This is a genomic window from Dermabacter sp. HMSC06F07 (genome assembly GCF_001807345.1).
Lineage (GTDB): Bacteria > Actinomycetota > Actinomycetes > Actinomycetales > Dermabacteraceae > Dermabacter > Dermabacter hominis.
In genome coordinates, this window is the sequence record NZ_KV788570.1 from 238,900 (window position 1) to 260,802 (window position 21,903).

A 21,903-nucleotide genomic window follows, 5' to 3' on the forward strand; every position below is an offset into this window, starting at 1 on the left:
GAAAGGTCATCTCATGAGCGCGACGCGATCGGTTCTGGACTTCTCTAGCGCCCCCGCGTGGCGGCGTGTGGAGGGCCTGCCCTCTTCGCTCACGTGCGAGCGGACGCTCGTCATGGGGGTGCTGAACGTGACCCCGGATTCGTTTTCCGACGGTGGCCGGTACAACGAGCACGAGGATGCGATCGCACATGCCGAGCGCCTGGTGAGCGAGGGCGCCGACATCATCGATGTCGGGGGTGAATCGACGCGTCCGGGCGGAATCCGCGTGAGTGAAGAAGAGGAGCTTCGCCGCACGGTGCGCGTTGTTGAGGCCCTTGCACAGCGCGGCATGTGCGTGAGCATCGATACGATGCGTGCTTCGGTCGCGCGTGCCGCGGTCGAAGCGGGCGCGCTCATCGTCAACGACGTGTCGGCTGGACTCGCTGATCCCGCCATGTTCTCCACGGTCGCCGGCCTCACCACCCATCTCGGTACCGCCCCCGTCTATATCGCGATGCATTGGCGCGGCCACTCTGAGGAGGCAATGTCACGCACGGGCTACGAGGCCATCGGCACAGATGTCGCGCGTGAATTAGGCGAGCAAATCGACAAGGCGGTGAGCGCGGGCATTGCCCGTGACAGTATCGTCGCCGATCCCGGCTTCGGGTTTTCCAAGACCGGCGAGGACAACTGGGATCTCTATGACCAGATCGGTGACGTCGAGGCGCTCGAGCTCCCACTCCTCATCGGGGTGAGCCGCAAGCGCTTCGTGAGCGCTCTCGATGTTGATCGGGACGCCGGCACGGCGGCGTTGAGCGGCCTCGCGCAGCTTCGCCGCTCGTGGGCGGTGCGCGTCCACGACGTCGCCTCGAGCGTCGCGAACATCCGCGTCATGCAGCGACTAATGGCAGGTCCTGATGGGCGCGATATGGGGCTCGGCGCAAGCGTCGCGGACCGCAACTATGAAAGCGGTGCTCGAGCATGACGTGGAATGATATTGCCTTTTCTGTACCCGCTCCGCTATCCCACGTCGCTGTCGACGGCGTGCGCGTGCACGGTAAGCACGGCGTTTTCGAGAGTGAAAAAGCGCAGGGACACGACTTTCTCGTTGATGTCGATATGCGCGTGGACACGCGCTCGGCGGGGCGGGATGACGCGCTCGAGCGCAGCGTGAGCTACGCGGACGCCGCGGCCATCGTCGAGGAAGTCGTCGCGGGGCGAAGCGTCGACCTGATCGAAACTCTCGCCGAGCGCATCGCTCAGTGCGTACTTGAGCGGCATGTCCTCGTGCGCGAAGTGAGCGTGAACGTCCACAAGCCCACCGCGCCGATTCCGCAGCCCTTCACCGACGCACGCGTTCGTCTCACGAGGCGCGCGGCACCCGTGAGGGCTTTCATCGCGCTTGGCTCAAATCTTGGCGATAGCGAGGACTTCCTCGCCGGTGCTCTCGCGGCACTTGCGCGGATCCCCGAGACCCGTCTCATCGCCGCGAGCCGCGTTTTTGAAACCGATCCCGTCAGCGATATTGATCAGGACGTGTACCTCAACGCCGCCGCGCTCCTTGAGACGTCGCTCAGCCCGTGGCAGCTTCTCGACTCACTCCATGAGATCGAGAATGCTGCAAGGCGCACCCGCACCCTTCGGTGGGGGCCGCGCACCCTCGACCTCGACCTCATTTCCTGGGGACAGCTCACGTGCGACGATGAGCGACTCACGCTTCCGCATCCGCGAGCACACGAACGCGCCTTTGTTCTCGCACCGATGCTTGACATCGACCCCGAGTGGAGTTTCCCCGATGGCCGGCAAGCGTCGGACCTTGTGAAGGTCGCCCCTGACCGTGCGGGGCTGCGCCCCGGTCCCCGCGTTGCAGGTTTCGCAAGCGAGGCTCGCCCACGCAAGGGTGTGTGATGACAAAAACTCCTGCGCTCCGACTTGTAGGAATTGCCCTCGTGGCAGGCCTTGCGGGCCACGGGCTGTCTCTCGCGTTTGCCTCGCGAGGTGCCCCGGTCCCCGTTGCCGGCATCATGCCGGGAATCGTGTTCCTGGTTCTTTCCGCCGTCGTTCTTGCCCTTGGGCTCCGCGTGAAGAGATATCTCGATGAATCTCGTGAGCGAGCGCGAACTCACCCGCTCACGCCGCGCAAGCACCAGCTCGACATGGTTGTTGCCTATCGAATTCTCATCGCCGCGCGTGCCGCGGCCTATACGGGGGCAATTGGTGCGGGCTTTTACGCGGGTATGTGCGCCTTTCTCGCGACGTCCGGGGGTGGGACGCTTTCCGGCGCGATTCTTCCACTCGGATTCGACGCGCTATGCGCGCTCATCCTCGCGGTGATCGGCCTCATCGTAGAACGGTGGGGGACTCTGCCGCCTACCGACTCCGGGTCCGTGGGCCGCGCGGGTGAGAGCGCAGGCTCCCTTTGAAGCTCCCGTAGCCGCTGTGCTAGAAAGATTCTCATGAGTAACTCAGCAGTCCCGATGCCGACCCTCGAGGCCGCCGATGTCGAGCGCACGATGCTCGACGAGCCCTTTTCCGCGACCGATCCGCGTACGGCACGCGTGTCGCCGAAGCTCGTCAAAGTACGGTTCCTCGGCAAACTGGCGCGGTGGGTGCCCATGATTGCGGCGTGCATCGCGCTCCACATTGTCACGGCCGTGTTGTCGTGGCCGTGGTGGGTGCACCTGTGCACCATCCCCGTGTACCTCTTCGTGGCCCAGTCGTTCGTGTTCACCCCTCGCCGCGCACGCGCTCTGGGCTACCTCACGCGTGACAACGACATCGTGTTTCGCAGCGGCATTATGTTCCGTTCCCTCACGATCGTTCCCTACGGCCGAATCCAGGACATCAACATCGACGAAGGCCCCATCGAGCGCGCGTACGGGCTTTCGACCATCACGCTGAAAACCGCGGGAGGCTCGATTTCAGACCTCTCGATTCCGGGCCTCGAGCGCAAGGAAGCCGAGCGCATTCGCGACCTCGTGACTCGCGAGGCAAGTGAAAAGATGGCGGCGCTGTGACCGAACAGTCTCCCGCTCTCGCCAATGACCCACCGGAGTCCGCATACTCGAGGTTCCACCCTCTCACGCCGCTCGTCATGGGCTGGAAATTCGTCACGGCGATCGTGGCGATCGTCGGTTTTCAAAACTACGAGCTCATCGAGGACCTCGCCAAGCACGGAGTCGTGAACGCCGATAATCTACGGCTCTTCGGGCTCGGCGCCCTTGGCATTGTCCTTGTGGCGATTGTTACCGGCGGCCTCCCGTGGTGGATCACGACGTATGCGGTGACGGAACACGGCGTTTTCGTGCGTGAAAAATTCTTGAGCACGAAACGCAGAATTGCCCCGCGTGAGCGCATCGACTCGGTATCTGTTGAACGGCCTTTCATGGCACGGCTTGTGGGGCTCTCCAAGGTGCGGATCGAGCTTGCTGGCGCGGGCGAGTCCCACGTGGACCTTCAGTACCTAGGTAGGGCGAAGGCCGAAGAAATCCACTCGACGATACTCGAGCTCGCCCGCGGGGATGTGCCGCCTCATGGGCGTGTGGCGGCGAACCCCGCACCCGGTGAGACCGCGCCTGAGGCTTCCGAAAACGCGGTGCCAGGCGAAGTGGGCGAAGGCGCACCGAGCATCGTAGAACGCGCCGAGTCTGTTGCCTATGACTCGGATTCCAATGGCGAACTGCTGGCGCGGATCCCGACCTCGCGCATCCTTCACTCGCTCGTGCTTGATATTTCGCTCATGATCTGGCTCGCGTTTTCGATCGTCATGACGGCGATCTGGCTTATCGCGTCCTTTGCAAGTGGCGAGTTTTCGCTCTCGGCAGCATCGCTCTTCACGCTGGTTCCCGCGCTGCTTGCGGCTCCTCGAATGATTTTCTCGCGCGTCGACTCCGGCTGGGGCTTCACCTCACGCGCGACCGAGACGGGTCTGCGTGCGCGGCGAGGACTTTTGAACTCGCGCAGCGATAACCTCACAGCCTCGAAGCTTCAAGAGGTAGAGATTTCGCAGCCGCTCCTGTGGCGTTCACGCGGTTGGTGCGACGTGACCGCGAAAACCGCGGGCATGGAGGAACTCGAGTCCGTGACGGAAGGCTCCGGCCGTATTCTTCCCGTGGGAACCGCCTCCGAACTCGAAGCGACGCTCTCGCATCTCATGCCGCCGACGGGCGATCTCATCGTGCACCCCGCGATGCATGACGGGGCTGAGGCGCCGAGCCCCGCTGTGCTGGGCACGAGCGACACGGCCCTGCTCCAGGGTTTTCTCGCGGCGCCGCAATCGCAGCTGCCCGGCGCGCGGCCCTTCCACTGGTCGAACCCGATCAGCCGGCGCACCCACGTGTACGCGCTCACCCGTCACGCGCTTCTTGGGCGCAAGGGGTGGCTTACTCGCACCGTCGCCGTGATCCCTCGCGACCGCATCCAGGGGGTTGAACTTTCGCAAGGACCAATCTCTCGGCGCATAGGCTGCGCTGATCTGTCAATCGCCTATGCGGGCGGGTCTTTCGAGATTCACGATATCCCCGTTGCTGATGCGGCAGCTCTGTGCGCGACCCTCGGCGCGGACGCAGGACTGTCACGCCGCTTTAGCGCGCGTGAAAGCTGGCTTCAGCCGCGATTGTTGGGCGGAACGGCGTGAGCCCTGCGGAGCCTGCACGCATGGGCGTCGGCATCGTTTCCGCGGGGCGCGTGGGTGCGGTGCTCGGGAACGCGCTTCGTGCAGCGGGACACCAGATCACGGGGGTGGCGGCGAAGTCCGACGCTTCCCGAGAGCGCGCCGATGTTCTGCTGCCCGGCGCCCCCATCCTCAGTCCCGAAGAGATTGTCGAGCGCAGTGAACTCGTGCTGCTCGCCGTTCCCGATGACGAGCTTGCGCCCCTCGCGGCGAGCCTCGCGCAGCGCGGGGTTGTTCCGGGAGCGCAGATCATCGCGCATACCTCCGGCCGCTACGGGATTGACGTGCTTCGGCCGCTCGAGGAGGCGGGGGCGATCACGCTCGCGCTCCATCCGGCGATGACGTTCACGGGAACCTCGCTTGATCTTGGCAGGCTCGTGGGCTGCCCGTGGGCGATTACGGCCCGGCCGATGTTCGCGCCAATTGCGAAAGCGCTTGTGCTTGAACTTGACGGCATAAGCGTCGATATCGCGGAGGGTGATCGCACGGCCTACCACGCGGCACTCGCGCACGGCTCGAATCACCTCGTCGTGCTCGTGAGTCAGGTGCTTGCGATCCTCGATTCGATCGGCGTCGAAGACCCTTCCCAGCTCGTGAGTCCCCTTCTCCAGGCGAGTCTCGAGGAGGTGCTTCGTCGTGGGCCGGGAGCGCTCACGGGGCCTGTGCAGCGCGGTGATGCGGGAACCGTCGGAAACCACCTCGCAGCACTTACTGAGCTGGACCTAGGCTCCACCCTGCCCACGTACCGGGCCCTCGCGCGTGCCGCGCTCGACATCGCGCCGATCGGTGATGCGGATAGAGCGGCATTAGAATTGCTTCTTGCACGCGATAACGAGACGAGGCAGGAGACATGACCACGCTCATCCGCACAGTTAAGGAACTGCAGGCATACCGGGCTGGCATCAAGGGCAAGGGGAGCGTCGCGCTCGTACCCACGATGGGGGCGCTCCACGAGGGACACCTCAGTCTCATTCGCGAGGCACGCTCGCGCGCCGACCACGTGATCGTGTCGAACTTCGTGAACCCTCTTCAGTTCGGCCCCGGCGAGGACTATGAGCGCTACCCGCGTACGCTCGAAGCAGACCTCGAACTCGTCGGCACGCTCGCCGATGCGATGTTCGCCCCCGAGGCTAGCGACATGTACCCGTACCCGGAACCGTTCCAGGTTGATGTGGGGCCGATTGGGCGCATGCTCGAGGGCGAGATTCGCCCCGGCCACTTTAATGGCGTGGCGACCGTCGTACTTAAGCTTTTCCTTCTTGCCCAGCCTCATGTCGCGATCTTTGGCCAAAAGGACGCGCAACAGCTCGCGGTAATCCGTCGGCTCGTCCACGACTTTAATCTGGGCATCGAAATTGTAGGGGTGCCGATCGTGCGCGAAGAATCGGGTCTCGCACGCAGCTCGCGCAATAGCTATTTGAGTGAAAGCGGACGGGCGGATGCCCTCGCGCTTTCGGGTCTCCTTTCTCAGGCGCTTGAGTGCCCGACGGCGGCTGAGCTTCTCGCGCTTCTTCGCACGCATGAGGAATCCTCGCGAGTGACGTGGGATTACCGGCTCGCGGTGAACCCGGCGACTTTCGAGGAGATTGACCAGGCTTTCGTAGGCGAGGCGCTCGTCGTGCTCGCCGCGAGGGTGGAGGGTGTACGTCTGATCGACAATGCACTCGTGAACCTTGCTCCTGCCGAGGCACAGCAAACATCGAAGGAGGCGCACAGTGGGAAATATTGATTGGGCATTCGAGCTTGGAGCACTCGTGCCATCGATCGGGATTGGACTCCTTTTCTGGCTCGTTCTGCGCTCGATTGTACGCGCTGATAAGCATCAGCGTGAGGCAGAAAGGCAAGCCGAGCGCGAGTACATTGCCGCTCATCCCGAGGCGTCGCGCTTTGTAAGAACGGGGCAAACCGCCAACGCGGAAAAACGTAAAGACGCAACGACGTTGAAATAAAATCGCGCTTTCTAATCGCGCTAAAGTGGTTGCCACCTTTGTTGTGAGCGATTATCCTGCTTTTAACCGTTGACGCGCTTTGCCGCTGAATCGGTCGACCAATGTTCTAAAACTTCAAGAGGATGGCCTCGATGGCAACCAAGACTTTTACCGAACTCGTCGATGATCTTGACGGCTCTAAGGCGGATCTCACCGTCTCATTCTCCCTCGAAGGTGTCGACTACGAGATCGACCTCTCGAACGCTCACGTCGAGGAACTTCACGCAGACATGACCAAGTGGATCGTCGCCGCCCGCCGCGTGGGTAGTCGTGCGCGTCGCAGCTCGCGCACGCCTAGCAGCGCGAAGGAAACCGCGAAGATCCGCAAGTGGGCGCTCGAGAACAACTACAACGTTTCGGATCGCGGCCGCATCGCCGCTGAGGTTCGCGAGGCTTACTACGCCGCTCACGAAGGCTGAGCGCTCCCGCACCTAAAAAGCGCCGCGCCGGGAATTACTTCGGGGCGGCGCTTTTTCTCTGCCTTGAGTAGCGACTAATCGAGTGCGGTGCCGCCGATGGTCCACGACGCAGTGTGTGAGGCCCCGGGGGCAAGATGTACAAGGTTCGTGCCTGAGCGGAAAGCATCGGGAGGGCACGTCATGGGTTCGACGGCGAGGCCGGCGCGATTCTTGCTCGGGTCAGGGTGGTCGGCCGTGTGGATTTGCGTCCAGGGGAGTTCCTTCGGATCGAACTGGACCCACACTTCGCCGCTCGCGCTGCGCACGCTAATGCGTCCTTCAGAAAAGCCCGTGTAGGCGTGATCGATGGTGCGCTCGCCGATGGGGGTGCCGTCGAGGTCGAGGTCGGGGTGGTTCTCGACGGGAGAAAGGGCGACGGGAAGGAGGCGGTCGTCGACTTCGAGAACGTGGGAGGCTGGCACGAGCGTGCTCCATTCGGCCATGTCTTCGGGCCCCGGCACAACATAGGGATGCGGGCACACGCCGTACGGGGCGGTGCGCTCACCGAGATTGGTTGCCGTTACTGCAGTCGCGATTGAGCGGTCGTGAAGTGCGTAGCGTACGCGAATCTCGAGCGGGAAGGGATACCCGGGCACGGGGACGATACGGTGTGCGAATTCGACCGAGTTTTCCGTGCGGTTTTCTACGGAGAAATCGCTCCAGCATACGAGCCCGTGAAGCGCGTTTCGCCTTTCGTGTTCGTTAAGCGGAAGTTCGTATTCAAATCCGTCATACGTATAGACGCCGTCGCCGATGCGGTTTGGCCACGGCGCGATGATTCCGCCGCGATAGCCGAATTGCACCTCGTCGAGGGGGCTCGGCACGAGAAACTCCCGGCCGTTGATGCTGAAGCGATTCAGGGAGGCACCGACGCTCGTGAGCTCTGCACGTGCGTCACCGTTTGCGAGGGTAATGATCGTGCCCCTGAAAGGGGAATTGGTGATGCTCATGAGTGTCCTTTCATCGAGGTGGTTGCGTGAGGCCAAGAATGCGGCTCGTGCGGTCGAGATTGTCACGCGGGCTCTCGCCGTCGGGGAACATCACCCTCAGCCGCGGTGCCCACGCGCTGCTGTGCTCGGGGAAAGCGCGTGTAAGCAGGCCGAGCATGATGGAGGTAGCGGTCGAGGCACCGGGGGAGGCGCCAAGAAGTCCGCTCATGGTGCCATCGGCCGACGTGATGAGCTCGGTGCCGAATTGCAGCGTTCCACGCGTGCGCGATGTGGGCGCGATCACCTGCACGCGCTGACCTGCGGTGAGCAGCTCCCAATCCTGAGCTTCGGCGCGCGGCAAGTATTCCTTCAGAGCTGAAAGGCGATCCTCGAAGCTCTGCGTGAGCTGGCTCATGAGGTACGCCAAGAGGTCAAGGTTTCCTGGGGCCACGGATGCCATGGGAAGAGCGTTCGAGGGGCGAACGGAACGGAATAGATCCGTGACGGATCCAGACTTGAGGAACTTGGGACTCCAGCCGGCGTAGGGGCCGAACATGAGCTCGCGAGTCCCATTGATGATGCGCGTATCAAGATGGGGAACGCTCATCGGGGGCGCTCCGACGGCTGCCTTCCCATACACCTTCGCCTCGTGTCGCGCGGCGAGCTCGGGATTCGTGCACCGCAGCCACTGCCCCGAGATGGGAAAACCGCCGTAGCCGCGAATCTCATCGATACCGGAGCGTTGGAGGAGGGGGAGCGCCGCGCCGCCTGCGCCCACGAAGACGAATGGGGCTCGAACGACGTGCGTGCCGCTGCTCGTGCGGGCCATGACGCCCCACTCGCGCCCCATGCGCCGCAGATCCACGACATCGGCGCCGTAGTGAACGCTGGTGTGAACGCTTTCGGCTGCGGCGAGGAGAGAACGGGTGAGCTCACCAAAGTCGACGTCGGTCCCCGCAAGGGAGCGGGTCGCCGTGAGAGTCTCGCGCGTGGATCGGCCCTCCATGACGAGCGGAGCCCACTCAGCGAGCGTAGCTGGGTCTTCGGAGTAGTCGAGCGAGGCAAAGAGCGGATGCGCGGCAAGGGCTTCGTGCCGGGCCTTGAGAAACCGTCGATTCTCCTGCCCGAGGACGAGGCTCATGTGGGGGACGGTTCGGATGAACTCGTGCGGAGCCTCGAGGTGGCCGGCGTCGACGAGATGGGCCCACCACGACCTCGAGATCTGAAATTTCTCGTTGATCGCGACCGCTTTCTCAATCGCGATACGGCCGTGCGCATCCACGGGCGTGTAGTTGAGCTCGCACAGTGCGCTGTGGCCGGTGCCCGCGTTGTTCCACGCGTGCGAGGACTCGAGCGCCGCCCCGTCAAGTCGCTCTAGCACGACAATCGTCCACGACGGTTCAAGCTCGCTTAGGAGCATTGCGAGCGTCGCCGACGCGATGCCCGCGCCGACGAGCACCGCATCGGCGCGCTCGACGGTGAGGGACGCCTGATCGCGCGAAACAGTCGCGAAGTGGCTCATAAGTGGCGTTGCTCCTTCGATGTGTGAGGCGGGCACCGTACGTACGGCTCGCCGGCCGCGTCTCAGCTGTGAATGCGGCACCGGCGATGACTCGTCATTCAATCCTAGGCGCTTGTGCGCGAGCCTTTCACGCCGCTGGCGAACAACCGCCCCTCGAAAGTAGGCAGGCAGTAGGCTCGTAGGCAACGCCGAAACACCAAGGGAGATTCATGTTCGAGAGGTTTACCGATCGCGCCCGCCGAGTCATTGTGCTCGCGCAGGATGAGGCGCGTCTTCTCAACCACAACTACATCGGCACCGAGCACATCCTCCTGGGCCTCATCCACGAGGGTGAGGGCGTGGGAGCCAAGGCCCTCGAATCACTCGGAATCACACTCGAGGGCGTGCGCGAACAGGTGCGTGAAATCATCACTGAGGGCACCCAGGCCCCCACGGGGCACATCCCGTTCACGCCCCGCGCCAAGAAGGTCCTCGAGCTGAGCCTTCGCGAGGCGCTTCAGCTCGGCCACGGCTACATCGGCACCGAGCACATCCTCCTCGGCCTTCTGCGCGAGGGCGATGGCGTGGCCGTCAAGGTCCTCACGCGCATGGACGCCCAGCCCGCTGCCGTGCGCCAGGAGGTCATCGAGCGCCTCTCCGGCTACCAGGGCAAGGAAACCGTGAACGCCGGTGGCGGCAACCAAGAGGGGACACCGTCGGGCTCCCTCGTGCTCGACCAGTTCGGGCGCAACCTCACGCAGGCAGCTCGCGACCAGGAGCTCGACCCCGTCATCGGCCGCGAGCGCGAAGCCGAACGCGTCATGCAGGTGCTCAGCCGCCGCACAAAGAACAACCCCGTTCTGATCGGCGAGCCGGGCGTTGGTAAGAGCGCCGTCGTCGAGGGGCTCGCCCAATCGATCGTCGCGGGTGACGTCCCCGAAACGCTCAAGGACAAGCAGCTGTACACGCTGGATCTCGGCTCGCTCGTGGCTGGCTCGCGCTACAGGGGCGATTTCGAGGAACGCCTGAAGAAGGTGCTCAAGGAAATTAAGACTCGCGGCGACATCGTGCTGTTCATCGACGAGATCCACACGCTCGTCGGCGCCGGTGCCGCAGAAGGCGCAATCGACGCGGCGAACATCCTCAAGCCGATGCTCGCGCGCGGCGAGCTGCAAACCATCGGTGCCACGACACTCGAGGAGTACCGCAAGCACATCGAGAAGGATGCAGCGCTTGAACGCCGCTTCCAGCCGATCCAGGTCGAGGAGCCGAGCGTCGAGGAGACCATCGACATCCTCCGCGGGCTGCGCGATCGCTACGAGTCCTTCCACAAGGTCACGATTACGGATGACGCCCTCGAAGCGGCGGCGCAGCTCGCTGCCCGCTACGTGAACGATCGCTTCCTCCCGGATAAGGCGATCGACCTGATCGACGAGGCCGGTGCGCGCCTGCGCATCCGCCGCCTCTCGGCGCCGCCCGAGCTCAAGGAATACGACCAGAAGATCGAAGAGGCCAAGCGGGCGAAGGAATCCGCAATTGATGCGCAGGACTTCGAAAAGGCCGCGAGCCTCCGTGACGACGAGCAGAAGCTCACGGCCGAGCGCAAGGCCAAGGAAGACGCGTGGCGCAACGGCGAATCCGATTCGATCAGCGTCGTGAACGATGACGTCATCGCCGAGGTGCTCGCTGCTGCGACTGGCATCCCGATCGTCAAGCTCAACGAGGCCGAGTCCACGCGCCTGCTCAATATGGAAAACGAGCTGCACAAGCGCGTCGTTGGCCAGAACGAAGCGATCAAGGCGCTGTCGCAGTCGATTCGTAGGACCCGCGCGGGCCTCAAGGACCCGAAGCGTCCTGGCGGATCGTTCATCTTCGCTGGCCCCACCGGCGTTGGCAAGACCGAGCTCGCGAAGGCTCTCGCCGAGTTCCTCTTCGGTGACGAGGATGCTCTCATCACCCTCGATATGTCGGAGTTCGGTGAGAAGCACACGGCTTCGCGCCTGTTCGGTTCGCCTCCCGGCTACGTCGGCTACGACGAGGGTGGCCAGCTCACCGAAAAGGTGCGCCGCAAGCCGTTCTCGGTGGTGCTCTTCGACGAGATTGAGAAGGCGCACGTTGACATCTTCAACTCGCTCCTGCAGATCCTCGAGGATGGCCGCCTCACCGATTCGCAGGGCCGCGTCGTGGACTTCAAGAACACGGTCATCATCATGACGACCAACCTCGGCACGCGCGACATCGCGAAGGGCGTTTCGATTGGTTTCCAGGCCGGCGGCGACCTCTCGACGAGCTATGAGCGCATGAAGGCGAAGGTGAATGAGGAGCTCAAGCAGCACTTCCGCCCCGAGTTCCTCAACCGCGTCGACGACATCGTGGTGTTCCCGCAGCTGTCTCGCGAGGAGATCGCACAGATCGTCGACCTTATGGTGGGACGCCTCGATACGCGCCTTGCGGAGCGCGGTATGTCGGTGACGCTGACGCCGCAGGCCCGCACGCTTCTCGCAGAAAAGGGCTACGACCCGGTTCTCGGCGCCCGTCCTCTTCGCCGCGCCATTCAGCGCGACATCGAGGATGCGCTCAGCGAAAAGATCCTGTTCGGCCAGGTGAAGGACGGCGACGAGATCGTTATCGATGCCGAAGGCGAGGGCCCGCTCGGGGTCTTCACCTTCGCAACGAAAAACGCCGAAGGCGAGCTCGAACCGATTTCCGAGGACATTTCTGTTGAGGACATCGCTGGCTAGCCTTTGTGCGTGAGTCCTAGACATGCACGTCGTCGAAGAGATTGTCGTCCACGCGGGAGAAGCGTGGTGGGTCCACCTCGTGGTCGCCGCCTTCTCCCTCGTGGACGCTTTCTTTCCCACGGTTCCCAGCGAATCGTTGCTCGTCGCGCTCGGATCCCTGTGGGCGACCTCCGGTAAGCCGTCGCTTATTCTGCTCATCCTGGCGGGCTGGGCAGGGGCCGCGGTCGGCGACCACGTGACCTACCAGATTGGCCGTATGCTTCCGTGGCAGAAGCTTTCGTTCTTTAACGAAGGCCGTCGCGGGCATCGAGCGGTCGAGGCCGCGGAGCGTGGCCTCGAACGGCACGCCTTCACCTACCTCATGACGGCGCGGTTCATTCCCCTTGGGCGCACGGCGGTGAACCTCGTCGCCGGTGGTCTTGAGTATCCGCGTGCTCTTTTTACGCCGCGCATTATTCTCGCGACCTTCATGTGGGCCGTCTATTCAAGCCTTATCGGGGCACTTGCCGGCCAGTGGTTCGAGGCGCATCCGCTGCTTGGAATCGTCGCGGCGCTCGTATTGGCGTTCGCCTTCTCGCTTCTCGTTGAGCGCATCGTCCGAAGGTTTCACGCATTGAAGGCGAAGCAGGCGTCGGAACAGGCCTGACCCGCGCGCAACCGCTAGTTCCGCGGTGAGAATCGCGCAGGCGAACCGAGAGCGATTTTTCCCTCCGGCGTGCGCGAAATGAACCCTTCGTCAAGGAGGTCGGCCAGAAGCCGTGCGAAGCGGTCTCGGTCCGTCCCGCTTTCACCCTCGAGAGTTCCGACGGTGGCCTCACCACCCTCGCGTAGGGTCTTGAGGATTTTTCCGCGGATCTGTCGATCTGTTCCTTCATACCCCTGCGGGCGTGTCGTGCGCTCGCCGAGACCGGGGCGCCCAGCATCAAGCCACGCGCAGTGAGGCGCAAGTGGGCATGCCTCGCAAAGGGGCGTGCGGGCACGGCACACGAGCGCACCGAGCTCCATGATGCCCTCATTCCAAATGCGCGCGCGCTCGGGGTCGTCCGGAACCAGCGCGTCGAAGCGATCGCGGTCGCGCTTCGTCACGTGTGCTTTAACCGAGGGTTTGGCGTCGAGCACTCGCGTCAGTACGCGCCTGATGTTGGTATCGAGCACGCACGCGCGCTGCCCCTGCGCGAAACATGCCACTGCCGCGGCGGTATAGGAGCCGATTCCCGGTAGCGCAGTGAGCGCGTCCACGCCAACCGGGAGTTCTCCGCCGTAGTCCCGCTCGACGATGCGCGCGCAATCGAGAAGCCTAAGAGCGCGCCGGGGGTAGCCGAGAGATCCCCACGCGAGCAGGACTTCGGCAGCGTCGGCATGGGCGAGCGCGTGCGCGGTTGGCCAACGCTTCATCCACGCGCGCCAGGGCTCTGCAACGCGGGACACGGGGGTTTGTTGGCTCATGATTTCGCTGACGAGAACGCCCCATGGGCTCGTGTGCGAATCACGCCAGGGTAGGGGCCGACGGTGGGTCGCAAACCACGTGGCGACTGGCTCGTAGAGGTCGGGGCATGAAGGCATAGCGCTCCATGCTACCGAGGTTCGGCAGGCGCTCGCGAGGACTGCCTATGGGGGCGCGCCGTTGAGGGGACGCAGGTGGGCGCGGTTGCTCTTAAGGTCCGAGATTGGGCATTGCTGTAGTAAGAAACAACCGATCATGAGAAAGCCCCGGCGGCGCAGGCGAACCTCACGGTTTCGCCTGCGCCGCCGGGGCGTGAGATCAACTCGCACATGCGAGTTAAGGCTTACTTGGTGTTCTGCGCCTTGAGAAGGTCGCGGATGTCGGTGAGAAGGTCGATGTCGGTGAGTTCCGTGACCTCCTCCGTGATGCCGCGGCGCTTCTTGTCGAGTTCACGCGCCTTGTTGACGGGCAGCACGAAGACGAAGTACACGACTGCCGCGGTGATGAGGAAGGAGATGACCGCGGAGATAATTGCGCCAAAGTCGAGGGTGGTCGCCTTGTTGTCCGCGATGATGCGGTAGGCGAAGCCATCAACGTTTGCGCCACCGAAAACGGCGACGACGGGCTGAATGAGGTGATCGACGAAAGCCTTGATGAGGGCGGTGAATGCACCGCCGATGACAACGCCGACCGCGAGGTCGAGAACGTTGCCCTTCATGATGAATTCCTTGAATCCGTTCACGGCCGTTCCTTTCGATAAGGGTATTCGGAGCAGATCCGGCGATAGCCGGCTTAAGTCTTCGAAAGACAAACTAGCGGACAACGGCGACAAACGGGGGAGTAGCGGATGTGCAATGCGCAATAGTTGAAATGTGCGCACGATCGATTTCGACCGTGGCCGTGGGGGAGCCGGAGGCCGCGAACATCGTCCCAGAGCTATCCGCGGAGCCATGAGATTCGCGCAAAACGGCGCGGACCTCGCTGAGAGTAGCGGGACGGTCTGCATCTATCGACGAAGAGAGGCGTTCGCACACGAGCCTCAGCTGAGTTCCCGCCTCGGCCCCCTCAATGACACTTCCTGGCGCGATCGGGATCGACACGAGAGCGTGCTCGGGGTCGAGTGAGGGAGCGGCCTCGCGTAGATTCTCGCGAAGAACCAGGTCGCCTTGGTTGATGGCGCCTGCCGTGCTTTCGCCTACGAGCTCGTGTGGCTGCCGTGACGCACCGGCGGGGATGAGATCGGGCCTCACCATCACCGTCGTGAGGTCGCTGTCGTCGAGAGTCTCACCAGCGGCGATCGCGTGGGCAGCGACAACGACCGGGGTCCCCGGAAGCACGTGCGCAGCGAGTGGCGGGGCGCTGAGACTCACGAATCCGGCGATGGCGACGAGGGCCAGCAGCGCCCTGTTCTTCCGTATTGCGCGCCTCACGTGTGGGGCCGCGGTGGCGAGCGCGCGCCGAGCCCGCTCGAGCGATGAATGTTCTCCCATGTGCCCCACGCTAAAGCCGGATCTCGGCGCGTGGGGCGCCTAGAGCCGAGGTGGGGAAGGCAGGGCGATGTGGAGCGCGTACCGCTGTGAGGGCGGCGCTAGACAGGAGGGCTAAGGATCTCGAGTCCGGCCTCGGTGAGAACCTCGGGGATCGGAACATCGTGTTCTTCGCGGGGCAGCGAGCCGGCATCAAGAAGCTCGGTTTCGTGGATCAAGGTGAGTACGCGGGTTTCTGGACGGGCATACGCGAGGGCCCGGTCATAGTAGCCCTTGCCGTGTCCGAGGCGTGTGCCGGATCGGTCAACCGCGACCGCGGGCGTAATGATGAGGTCGGCGTCGGCCAGGCCCGCGGTTCCGAAGGACGTGCCCGTCGGCTCAGAACCAAACTTCGCGCCGTCGGAGGGGACGAGCGATTCCTCCCCGTCCCACGCGCGCCAGCCCAGGAGCTCTCCCTCGAACGTGGGCAGGATGACCGTGTGGCCCTCGCGCGCTTTGCGGCGAAGCCAGGCGAGGGCGCTCGCTTCGGCTGGCACGGGGCTGTAGCCGGCGATGACGAGGCAGCGGCCGCGGGCGCTGATCCACGGGTCAATGTGCTCCTCTAGTTGCGCTCGGATGCGTGCGGAGCTCTCTCGGGCTACCGCGGCTACGTAGGTTTCGCGGCGAGCGCGGAGGATCTCACGGCGGAGCTCGCGCTTCGTTGCGGGCATAAGGGATTCGTTCATGGGCCCATCGTGTCACGAGGACCGTCGTTTTAGCTGCGCGGCGATCCGCCGGTACGGCCGAACAAGCTCTTGGGCGCTAGGCTTCGCTTCATGAGACTCCGTGATGCCCCGCTCACGCTCCGGCCTTTCGTCCGCCGTGATCGCAAAGCGTACGTGCGCGCGCGTGAGCGCAGCGCTCAATGGCTCGAGCGGTGGGAAGCGCGCGATCCTTCGTGGGGCGATGGGGGCGATGGCGAGCCCTATCCTTCCTACGGGGCACAGTTCACCGCTCTGAGGCGTCAGGGCCGCGAGATTCCGTGGTCATCGCTTGGGGTTTTTCACGAGCGAACCTTCGTGGGGCACATCGGATTTTCGCCGATCGTGTTCGGGTCAATATCGACCGCACACGCGGGGTATTGGGTGAGTCCCGAGTGGGCGGGGCGCGGGATTGCGCCGCGTGCCCTCGCTCTCGCGCTCGAAGAAGTCCTCATTGGGGAGGGGCTTCACCGCGTCGAAGTCCTTGTGCGACCCGCGAACTCTGCTTCCCTCCGAGTCGTCGACAAACTGGGGTTGCGGGAAGAGGGCATTCGCGAGCGCAGTATCTACGTCGCGGGGGCGTGGCGTGATCATCGCGTATTTGCGATCACCAGCGAGGAGATCCCCGCCAGGGGCCTTTTGCTCGATCGGGTCCCACCCGTGCGGTGAGGTGCGCCCTACGGGCGCGACACGCGGGCGAATGTGCGAGGTGGGGGCGGGAGGAGTCCTTACGATCGAGGGGTGGACAGCTTTAATCTCGGTGCGGTGCTGATCGCCCTCCTCGTAGGCGTGTGGCTCCTGTATGCCGTCCCCAAAACCGCTGACCGTCGGTACACCCTGGGGGAGGCGGAAAAAGTCGCTCAGCAGCGCCACTCCGAGAGCGCCAGGGACGTCACCGACGCCTGCCGCACCTACTCTTCTTTTTCACATGAGGTGACCGAAATGCCCGAGAACCGCAGCCTTCTCCGCCCCGCGGATCCAACATCCCGCCCGCGTTTTGGTGTAGAGGAACGCACGGATCTCGTGCACGACCGAGCGCCGCGTTCGGCCCTCAATACCGCGCTCACCGCGCTTCTCGTTCTCCTCGTCGCCGCAACTCTCGTCAGCATCGTCACGACGTCGCTTTCGCTCACCAGCATTTGGCTTCCGCTAGGGGCGGTGGCCGCGCTCGGCCTGTACCTCGTCGCGTTGCGCACCACGCGCTCACTGCGCTCGAATCACGCTCGGGCCGAGGCTAACGAGACCGAAGAAGCATCCTTTGAGGAGAGCGACGCCGAGGGCGAAAAGTGCGCCACCCCCGACGCCGGCCACGACGACATCGCGCAAACGTCGGCCGTTGAGACCGCGCGCCCGAGCGAGATGAGCCCGGCCGAGCGCCACGAAGCCTTCTTGCGTCAGGTGCTCGAGGCCCGTGAAGCCGGGGCAGGCAAGGCTCTCGCCGATGAACGCTTCGCTTCGCGCGTGAGCTTCCGCTACGGCGCGCTTTCGACCGGAAGCGCCCTCGAGGCCGCCGATGTCGAAGAGCGTGAAGCCGAGGCCGAACAGGGTGCCTACCACGCCTCTCACGCCCAGGTAATCGGATCTGGGCTCACCGTCGACGACGTCATGCGCCGCCGCCGCGCCTAAGGCTTGCGGGCCCGAGGATCGTGGGAGGGGATTCGGCGCGACCGAGCATGAGCGACATCGCCCGTTATGAGCGTGCCCTGGCGGCAGCCGGCATAGCTCGGCGCCCAGTGGCTGTCCTGGACCTCGAGCGTTTCGACGCCAACACCAGGGCGCTTGCAAAACGCGCAGGATCCACCCCCATTCGCGTCGCAACCAAGTCTTTGCGTGTGCCTTTCTTGATTGAGCGGGCCGAACGCGCGTTCGCAGGCGGGCTCCTCGCCTTTAGTCTTGCAGAGGCCCTCGATCTCGTCGACCAGGGATTCAGCGACGTTCTTGTCGCCTATCCCACCGCGGATCGCGAGGCGCTCGAGCGTCTCGTTGCGAGCGAGCACGCTCTTGCAGCGGTCACACTCATGGTTGACTCGCTCGCCCACGCCGACCTGATCGAGGCTTCGCGCCGGTCCGCACGCGGGCCCTCTACTCCCGTGCGCGTATGCCTCGAGCTCGATTGTGCCTACGCCCCGCTGCGTGGGGTCCATCTCGGGGCGCTACGCTCACCGTTGTTCACGCCCGAGCAGATCGGCGAGTGTGCGCGCGCCCTCACCTCCTATCCGGGTATCACGCTCGTCGGGGTGATGGGGTACGAGTCGCAAATCGCGGGAACACCCAACCGGGGGATCTCCCCGATGCGGCTGCTCACGCGCGGGATGCAGGCGCTTAGCGCGCGAGAGGTGGCGGCGCGGCGAGGCGAGGCCGTCAAGCGTGTACGTGAGGTGAGCGATCTCGAATTCGTGAATGGTGGAGGCACCGGAAGTATCGAGTCGACATGTGCCGATCCAAGCGTGACGGAGGTTGCTGCGGGCTCGGGCCTGATCGGGCCGGCCAGCTTCGATCACTTCGTAGGGTTTCGCCCCGAACCGGCGCTTGTCGTCGGGTTCCCGGTCGTGCGGCGCCCGGCGCGTAACGTCGCGACGATCCTTGGTGGCGGCTGGGTCGCGAGCGGTCCTCCCGGAATCGATAGATTGCCACGCGTCGTCCATCCTCGCTCACTTGGCTATGTAGGGCTCGAAGGCGCGGGCGAGGTCCAGACCCCGCTGCGGGGGCGTGCGGCCGAGCGTTTGCAGGTGGGAGACACCGTCTGGGTGCGGCATGCGAAGGCCGGCGAAGTTGCGGAGCATGTCGACACCTATGCCGTCGTGAGCGAGGATAGCGTCGTGGATATCGTCCCCACTTATCGTGGAAGCGGACGCGCGTATATTTAGGCTTCTGATCGTGAGGGGAAGGCTGGGGCATGGCAAAGGTCGCTTTGGGCTCGGCGCGCGAGATTCGCGCGAACTGGTCGAAGAACGTTGAGTTTGCGCCTACTCAGGTTGTGCATCCGCGTAGTGAGCGGGAGATCGTGCACCACATCGCGCGCGCAACCGCCCACGGAATCGGCATTCGAGCGATAGGGGCAGGGCACTCGTTTTCTGCAATCGCGAAGCCTGAGGGAGCTCTGCTCACCCTTGATCACTATCGCGGTCTCGTGCACCTCGACAGCGACACCGGGGAGGTGACGCTCCGCGCCGGTACGCGGCTGTGGGAGATTGGGCCCATGCTCGCCCGGCACGACCGTGCGCTCGAGGTGATGGGGGATGTCGACCGCCAGTCGATTGCAGGCGCGATCAGCACTGGTACCCACGGGACGGGTGGGCGCTTTACGGGGGTCTCAGGGCTCGTGACGGGCCTCAAGATCATGCTCGCCAATGGCGATTGCGTGTGGGCAGATCGCGAACACAATGTGAAGCTCTTTGAGGCCGCTCGACTCGGCCTCGGCGCGCTCGGCATCATCGTCGAGGTCAAGCTCCGCACCATCCCGCTGTACAAGCTCCATCGCCGCGAGTATTCGGCGCCGCTTGACGAGACCGTGGCAACGTTCCTCGAGACGAGCATGGTGCATGACCATCAGGAGTTTTTCTTCGTTCCCGGGGGAGAGCGCGCAATTGTGCGCGAACTGAATCACGTTCCTGCCCAGTCGGCGAATCGAGGAATGGGCCGCGTACGCACGTACCTTGACAGTGAAATTGTGGGCAACGGTGCGTTCGCTCTTGCCAACCGCCTCGTTCAGGCTGTGCCTTCGACAAAAGGTCCGCTCTCACGCGCGGTCTCGTCTCTCATGCCCGCTGCGGAAGCTGTCGGTCTTCCTCACCAGCTCTATGTGGCCTCTCGCCGCACCCGGTTTCGCGAGTGCGAGTTAGCGGTTCCAGCGAGCCGCTTCGAGGAGGCCTTTGAAGCGCTGACGCGGGCACTCGAAGGGAAAACGCGCTCGCTCATTTTCCCGCTCGAGGTTCGCCGCGCCGCCGCCGACGATGTGTGGCTTTCGACAGCTCATGGCCGCGATACCGTGTACATCGCGGCCCATAACCCCTTGCACGCTGCGAGCGACGACTACCTGCATCTCGTGCACGATACGCTCGTCGAGTTCGAGGGGCGCCCGCACTGGGGAAAAATGCATTGGCTTCGGGAGACTGAACTGCGCGAGCTGTACCCGAACTTTGAACACTTCGTTTCCGTGAGGAACGAACTGGACCCCGATAGACTTTTCTCCACCCCCTATCTCGATTCCCTTCTTGGAGGATGACGCGATGAAGCGCATGGCAAGCGCTCTGGCCGCAGCAACGCTCGTTGTCGTGTCACTCGTAGGGTGCGGTGGCAGTGACGAAAGGACGGGCTCACACGCTTCGCCAGCTCGCACGAAACTCACGGTTTTCGCGGCACCCTCGCTTGAGGACGCTTTCGGGAACCTCGAAAAGGATTTTGAAGCGGCAAACCCGGGTATTGATGTTGTCTTCACCTATGCCGAGTCGAAGGATCTCGTCACGCAGATGAGTGAAGGTGCCCAAGCGGATGTATTCGCGCCAGCTTCGACCACGTGGATGAACCAGGCGGAGGACAAGGGGCTCGTGCCGAAGTATTCGTCCGAGGTTTTTGCGCTTGACACACTTGAGCTCGCCGTCGCGAAAGGGAATCCGAAGAACATCGAAGACCTCGAGGATCTCGCGGCGCGCCCCGAACTTGTCGCTGTGCGGTGCGCGAGCGCGGTTCCGTGCGGTGAGGCCACGGATAAGCTCGTGAGGAACGCTTTTCTCGACGACCTCCGTTTTGATACAGAGGAGCAATCCTCCAGGGATGCTCTCGGGCTTCTGAAGGCGGGGGAGGCCGATGCCGCCATCGTTTATGAAAGCGACGTCGCTTCCGCTGAAGACACGGTTGACGGAGTTGACCTCGCGGGTGCGCAGCTTCATTCGAACACGTATGAAATTGCGGTGACGAAGGACGCGAAGGAAAGCACTCGAAGCGAGGCCGCGCAGAAGTACGTTGACCTTGTCCTCAGCCACGAGGGGCAAATGACGATCGTTGATGCTGGCTTTCGACCCGTGAAGTGAGTGCTGTGTACCTCGCCTACCGCTCCTTAGAAGATTGTGCAGTCGAGAGTAATGAGCTCGACTCAGATAGCCTGTTCCCTACTCCTATTTTCGATTTCCTTCATGGAGGATGGATTCGATGAAACGAATGGCAGGTGCTGGAGCTGCAGCGATGCTCGCTGCGGCGTCGCTCGCAGGTTGTGGAAGTACCAACGAAGGTGCGACATCCGACGCTTCACCAGGTCGCACGAAGGTCACGGTTTTTGCCGCTGCCTCGCTCAAGAACACCTTCGAGAGCTTCGAGAAGGAGTTCGAGGCTAAGAACCCGGATATCGATGTTGTCTTTACGTTTGCCGGATCGCAGGATCTGGTTACTCAAATGGATGGTGGCGCTCCCGCAGATGTTTTTGCCTCTGCTTCAAAGAAGTGGATGGATACGGCGGAGTCAAAGAATCTAGTGTCCTCGTCTCCTCGCATCTTTGCCCGTAATTCCCTCGAAATCGCTGTCGCGGAGGGTAACCCGAAGAAGGTTACAGGGCTCGATGACCTTGCATCTCGGCCCGAGCTCGTGGTCGTGAGGTGTGCGAGTGAGGTGCCGTGTGGTGCCCTCACGGATAAGGTGCTCATGGCTGCTGGGGACCCCAAGATCGATTTTGATACCGAGCAGAATTCGGTGACCGACACTCTGGGACTCGTGAAGGCTGGCGAAGCCGATGTTGCGTTTGTGTACGAGACAGATGTTGCGTCCGCGCCTGAAAAAGTAGACGGACTTGAAATCCCCGAGGCCGAATCGCTCGCAAATGAATACCCCATCGCTGTGACGGTTGAAGCCCAAAAAGCGAAGCGAAGCGAGGCTGCGCAGAAATTTGTGGACTACGTCCTTGGTGACGATGGCCAAAAGGCACTAGCGGAAGCTGGTTTCCAAAAGGGAGAGTGAGCCCGGTGCGTCGTGAGA

The 21,903-nt window shown here is 63.4% G+C and carries 23 protein-coding genes; 17 read left to right on the forward strand and 6 right to left on the reverse strand.

What is annotated here, in order from left to right; genetic code table 11:
- Positions 1-13: 13 nt before the first annotated feature.
- From folP to HMPREF3157_RS01745, 9 genes are all read left to right on the forward strand, one after another.
- Complete coding sequence (gene folP, locus HMPREF3157_RS01705; RefSeq protein WP_070435334.1) at positions 14-964, forward strand: dihydropteroate synthase; 951 nt, start codon at positions 14-16, stop codon at positions 962-964.
- On the forward strand, positions 961-1,887 hold the full coding sequence (gene folK / locus HMPREF3157_RS01710; protein ID WP_070435335.1) for a 2-amino-4-hydroxy-6-hydroxymethyldihydropteridine diphosphokinase: 927 nt from the start codon (positions 961-963) through the stop codon (positions 1,885-1,887). The genes folP and folK overlap by 4 nt, the downstream gene beginning before the upstream one ends.
- Positions 1,887-2,402: a DUF3180 domain-containing protein gene (locus tag HMPREF3157_RS01715; protein ID WP_040386516.1), complete on the forward strand. Its 516-nt coding sequence runs from the start codon at positions 1,887-1,889 to the stop codon at positions 2,400-2,402. The genes folK and HMPREF3157_RS01715 overlap by 1 nt, the downstream gene beginning before the upstream one ends.
- A gap of 33 nt (positions 2,403-2,435) precedes the next feature.
- Positions 2,436-2,996 carry a PH domain-containing protein gene (locus HMPREF3157_RS01720; RefSeq protein ID WP_083288009.1) on the forward strand — a complete coding sequence of 187 codons (561 nt, stop codon included), beginning with the start codon at positions 2,436-2,438 and terminating at the stop codon, positions 2,994-2,996.
- Positions 2,993-4,615 (forward strand): PH domain-containing protein, encoded by a 1,623-nt coding sequence (locus HMPREF3157_RS01725; RefSeq protein ID WP_070435336.1) that lies wholly within the window; start codon positions 2,993-2,995, stop codon positions 4,613-4,615. Before HMPREF3157_RS01720 ends, HMPREF3157_RS01725 begins: the two co-directional genes overlap by 4 nt.
- On the forward strand, positions 4,612-5,505 hold the full coding sequence (locus HMPREF3157_RS01730) for a Rossmann-like and DUF2520 domain-containing protein (protein WP_256365770.1): 894 nt from the start codon (positions 4,612-4,614) through the stop codon (positions 5,503-5,505). Before HMPREF3157_RS01725 ends, HMPREF3157_RS01730 begins: the two co-directional genes overlap by 4 nt.
- Positions 5,502-6,380 carry a pantoate--beta-alanine ligase gene (gene panC, locus HMPREF3157_RS01735; protein ID WP_070435338.1) on the forward strand — a complete coding sequence of 293 codons (879 nt, stop codon included), beginning with the start codon at positions 5,502-5,504 and terminating at the stop codon, positions 6,378-6,380. Before HMPREF3157_RS01730 ends, panC begins: the two co-directional genes overlap by 4 nt.
- Positions 6,367-6,600 carry a hypothetical protein gene (locus HMPREF3157_RS01740; protein WP_070435339.1) on the forward strand — a complete coding sequence of 78 codons (234 nt, stop codon included), beginning with the start codon at positions 6,367-6,369 and terminating at the stop codon, positions 6,598-6,600. Before panC ends, HMPREF3157_RS01740 begins: the two co-directional genes overlap by 14 nt.
- A 131-nt stretch (positions 6,601-6,731) precedes the next feature.
- Positions 6,732-7,058 (forward strand): histone-like nucleoid-structuring protein Lsr2, encoded by a 327-nt coding sequence (locus HMPREF3157_RS01745; RefSeq protein WP_070435340.1) that lies wholly within the window; start codon positions 6,732-6,734, stop codon positions 7,056-7,058.
- A 74-nt stretch (positions 7,059-7,132) separates the two neighbouring features.
- Here HMPREF3157_RS01745 and HMPREF3157_RS01750 read toward each other — a convergent pair whose 3' ends face one another.
- Together HMPREF3157_RS01750 and mqo are read right to left on the reverse strand one after the other, a co-directional pair.
- The gene (locus HMPREF3157_RS01750) at positions 7,133-8,047 is read right to left on the reverse strand and encodes an aldose 1-epimerase family protein (RefSeq protein ID WP_070435341.1); all 915 of its coding nucleotides are present in this window, start codon (positions 8,045-8,047) and stop codon (positions 7,133-7,135) included.
- Between the two features lie 10 nt (positions 8,048-8,057).
- Positions 8,058-9,548 (reverse strand): malate dehydrogenase (quinone), encoded by a 1,491-nt coding sequence (gene mqo, locus HMPREF3157_RS01755; RefSeq protein WP_070435342.1) that lies wholly within the window; start codon positions 9,546-9,548, stop codon positions 8,058-8,060.
- A 209-nt stretch (positions 9,549-9,757) separates the two neighbouring features.
- Between mqo and HMPREF3157_RS01760 the strand changes: the two genes are divergently transcribed.
- Both HMPREF3157_RS01760 and HMPREF3157_RS01765 read left to right on the forward strand, forming a co-directional pair.
- Entirely contained in the window at positions 9,758-12,268 is a 2,511-nt protein-coding gene (locus HMPREF3157_RS01760) for an ATP-dependent Clp protease ATP-binding subunit (protein ID WP_034372804.1), read from the forward strand.
- A gap of 22 nt (positions 12,269-12,290) precedes the next feature.
- On the forward strand, positions 12,291-12,914 hold the full coding sequence (locus tag HMPREF3157_RS01765) for a DedA family protein (protein WP_070435343.1): 624 nt from the start codon (positions 12,291-12,293) through the stop codon (positions 12,912-12,914).
- 14 nt (positions 12,915-12,928) lie between these two features.
- Here the strand turns inward: HMPREF3157_RS01765 and HMPREF3157_RS01770 are convergent, their stop codons facing one another.
- The 4 genes from HMPREF3157_RS01770 to HMPREF3157_RS01785 all read right to left on the reverse strand — a co-directional run bounded on the left by HMPREF3157_RS01770 (position 12,929) and on the right by HMPREF3157_RS01785 (position 15,924).
- Positions 12,929-13,831, reverse strand: coding sequence for an HhH-GPD family protein (locus HMPREF3157_RS01770; RefSeq protein WP_070435344.1), 903 nt, complete (start codon positions 13,829-13,831; stop codon positions 12,929-12,931).
- 224 nt (positions 13,832-14,055) lie between these two features.
- Positions 14,056-14,454: a large conductance mechanosensitive channel protein MscL gene (gene mscL / locus HMPREF3157_RS01775; RefSeq protein ID WP_016664342.1), complete on the reverse strand. Its 399-nt coding sequence runs from the start codon at positions 14,452-14,454 to the stop codon at positions 14,056-14,058.
- Positions 14,455-14,524: 70 nt separating this feature from the next.
- Positions 14,525-15,202 (reverse strand): SAF domain-containing protein, encoded by a 678-nt coding sequence (locus tag HMPREF3157_RS01780; protein WP_016664343.1) that lies wholly within the window; start codon positions 15,200-15,202, stop codon positions 14,525-14,527.
- Between the two features lie 98 nt (positions 15,203-15,300).
- Positions 15,301-15,924: a 5-formyltetrahydrofolate cyclo-ligase gene (locus tag HMPREF3157_RS01785; RefSeq protein ID WP_081976464.1), complete on the reverse strand. Its 624-nt coding sequence runs from the start codon at positions 15,922-15,924 to the stop codon at positions 15,301-15,303.
- Positions 15,925-16,014: 90 nt separating this feature from the next.
- Between HMPREF3157_RS01785 and HMPREF3157_RS01790 the strand changes: the two genes are divergently transcribed.
- The 6 genes from HMPREF3157_RS01790 to modA (HMPREF3157_RS01815) all read left to right on the forward strand — a co-directional run bounded on the left by HMPREF3157_RS01790 (position 16,015) and on the right by modA (HMPREF3157_RS01815) (position 21,885).
- Positions 16,015-16,608, forward strand: a complete 594-nt coding sequence (locus HMPREF3157_RS01790) for a GNAT family N-acetyltransferase (RefSeq protein ID WP_070435345.1) — start codon at positions 16,015-16,017, stop codon at positions 16,606-16,608.
- Positions 16,609-16,680: 72 nt separating this feature from the next.
- Positions 16,681-17,565 (forward strand): hypothetical protein, encoded by an 885-nt coding sequence (locus HMPREF3157_RS01795; RefSeq protein WP_052126869.1) that lies wholly within the window; start codon positions 16,681-16,683, stop codon positions 17,563-17,565.
- Positions 17,566-17,612: 47 nt separating this feature from the next.
- On the forward strand, positions 17,613-18,806 hold the full coding sequence (locus HMPREF3157_RS01800; protein ID WP_034372810.1) for an alanine racemase: 1,194 nt from the start codon (positions 17,613-17,615) through the stop codon (positions 18,804-18,806).
- 29 nt (positions 18,807-18,835) lie between these two features.
- A complete protein-coding gene (locus HMPREF3157_RS01805) occupies positions 18,836-20,164 on the forward strand; it encodes a D-arabinono-1,4-lactone oxidase (RefSeq protein WP_070435346.1) in 1,329 nt (442 codons plus the stop codon).
- 4 nt (positions 20,165-20,168) lie between these two features.
- The gene (modA, locus tag HMPREF3157_RS01810) at positions 20,169-20,969 is read left to right on the forward strand and encodes a molybdate ABC transporter substrate-binding protein (RefSeq protein WP_034372812.1); all 801 of its coding nucleotides are present in this window, start codon (positions 20,169-20,171) and stop codon (positions 20,967-20,969) included.
- A 118-nt stretch (positions 20,970-21,087) separates the two neighbouring features.
- Positions 21,088-21,885, forward strand: coding sequence for a molybdate ABC transporter substrate-binding protein (gene modA, locus HMPREF3157_RS01815; RefSeq protein ID WP_052127014.1), 798 nt, complete (start codon positions 21,088-21,090; stop codon positions 21,883-21,885).
- The last annotated feature ends 18 nt before the right edge of the window (positions 21,886-21,903 follow it).

Coding starts and splice junctions, on each gene's coding strand:
- HMPREF3157_RS01785 (WP_081976464.1), bottom strand. CDS start 15,924: ATGAACGAATCCCTTATGCCCGCAACGAAGCGCGAGCTCCGCCGTGAG.
- modA (WP_034372812.1), top strand. CDS start 20,169: ATGAAGCGCATGGCAAGCGCTCTGGCCGCAGCAACGCTCGTTGTCGTG.
- HMPREF3157_RS01770 (WP_070435344.1), bottom strand. CDS start 13,831: ATGCCTTCATGCCCCGACCTCTACGAGCCAGTCGCCACGTGGTTTGCG.
- panC (WP_070435338.1), top strand. CDS start 5,502: ATGACCACGCTCATCCGCACAGTTAAGGAACTGCAGGCATACCGGGCT.
- HMPREF3157_RS01745 (WP_070435340.1), top strand. CDS start 6,732: ATGGCAACCAAGACTTTTACCGAACTCGTCGATGATCTTGACGGCTCT.
- HMPREF3157_RS01720 (WP_083288009.1), top strand. CDS start 2,436: ATGAGTAACTCAGCAGTCCCGATGCCGACCCTCGAGGCCGCCGATGTC.
- HMPREF3157_RS01760 (WP_034372804.1), top strand. CDS start 9,758: ATGTTCGAGAGGTTTACCGATCGCGCCCGCCGAGTCATTGTGCTCGCG.
- mqo (WP_070435342.1), bottom strand. CDS start 9,548: ATGAGCCACTTCGCGACTGTTTCGCGCGATCAGGCGTCCCTCACCGTC.
- HMPREF3157_RS01790 (WP_070435345.1), top strand. CDS start 16,015: ATGAGACTCCGTGATGCCCCGCTCACGCTCCGGCCTTTCGTCCGCCGT.
- HMPREF3157_RS01800 (WP_034372810.1), top strand. CDS start 17,613: ATGAGCGACATCGCCCGTTATGAGCGTGCCCTGGCGGCAGCCGGCATA.
- HMPREF3157_RS01765 (WP_070435343.1), top strand. CDS start 12,291: ATGCACGTCGTCGAAGAGATTGTCGTCCACGCGGGAGAAGCGTGGTGG.
- folK (WP_070435335.1), top strand. CDS start 961: ATGACGTGGAATGATATTGCCTTTTCTGTACCCGCTCCGCTATCCCAC.
- HMPREF3157_RS01805 (WP_070435346.1), top strand. CDS start 18,836: ATGGCAAAGGTCGCTTTGGGCTCGGCGCGCGAGATTCGCGCGAACTGG.
- HMPREF3157_RS01780 (WP_016664343.1), bottom strand. CDS start 15,202: ATGGGAGAACATTCATCGCTCGAGCGGGCTCGGCGCGCGCTCGCCACC.
- folP (WP_070435334.1), top strand. CDS start 14: ATGAGCGCGACGCGATCGGTTCTGGACTTCTCTAGCGCCCCCGCGTGG.
- HMPREF3157_RS01750 (WP_070435341.1), bottom strand. CDS start 8,047: ATGAGCATCACCAATTCCCCTTTCAGGGGCACGATCATTACCCTCGCA.
- HMPREF3157_RS01715 (WP_040386516.1), top strand. CDS start 1,887: ATGACAAAAACTCCTGCGCTCCGACTTGTAGGAATTGCCCTCGTGGCA.
- modA (WP_052127014.1), top strand. CDS start 21,088: ATGAAACGAATGGCAGGTGCTGGAGCTGCAGCGATGCTCGCTGCGGCG.